Below are 716 nucleotides of genomic sequence, written 5' to 3'. Positions count from 1 at the left end.
CGATCATCACCCCCACCACGCCCGCCGCCGCCAGCATCTGCACCGGCCCGCCGATGATCAGCGCCGGGACCACGAAGGCCACGAAGATGCAGCCGGGCATATGGCTCAGCATCGCGGTCACGAAGGGCGTCGGCCGGAAGGCCCGCAGCAGCGCATAGCCGCCGGCCCGCAGCAGGTAGGTCGACAGCGCCATCCCCAGGATGGCCAGCAGCACGTCCCAGCGCAGCGTCATGCCTTACGGTGCCCGAGCCGCCTCGACGATCTCCCGGAACAACCGGGCCGGCAACGACCCGCCGGAGATCTCGTCCATGCCGACATTGTTGTCATTGCCGAGCCATACCCCGATCACGACAGGCCCGGAAGGAAGCTGCACGAAGCCTAGGAACCAAGCGTCGCGGAAATCCTGGGTGGTGCCCGTCTTGCCGCCGGTCGCCAGTCCCGGCACCGCCGCCTGGCGGCCTGTGCCGTAGCGCGTCACGGCGGACATCATCTGGCGCATCTGCTCGGCATTGGAGCTGGTGATGACCTGCGGCGCCTCCGCCCGGGGCGCGCCCACCACGCGGCCCTCGGCCTCCACGCGGCCCATGCCGTAGGGCGTCACGCGGCGCCCGCCATTGGCGATGGCGGCATAGGCGGCGGCCAGGTCGATCAGCGTCACCTCGCCGGTGCCGAGCGCGATGGAACCATCGGGCGGGAAGCGCCCGCGGATGCCCAGC

At 70.9% G+C, this 716-nt stretch carries 2 protein-coding genes; both read right to left on the bottom strand.

The window, feature by feature from the left end; genetic code table 11:
• Nucleotides 1–232, bottom strand: a 232-nt coding sequence (locus AC1DWF_RS34455; RefSeq protein WP_476842972.1) for an AzlD family protein, incomplete at its 3' end; no start/stop codon positions are given.
• A gap of 3 nt (nt 233–235) precedes the next feature.
• The coding region (locus tag AC1DWF_RS34450) for a penicillin-binding transpeptidase domain-containing protein (RefSeq protein ID WP_476842971.1) at nt 236–716 on the bottom strand (481 nt) is incomplete at its 5' end.

This window comes from Aminobacter sp. P4_D5 (assembly GCF_056401815.1).
The sequence above is the reverse complement of the archived record's forward strand: the minus strand, read 5'-3'. Positions and strand labels throughout refer to the sequence as shown.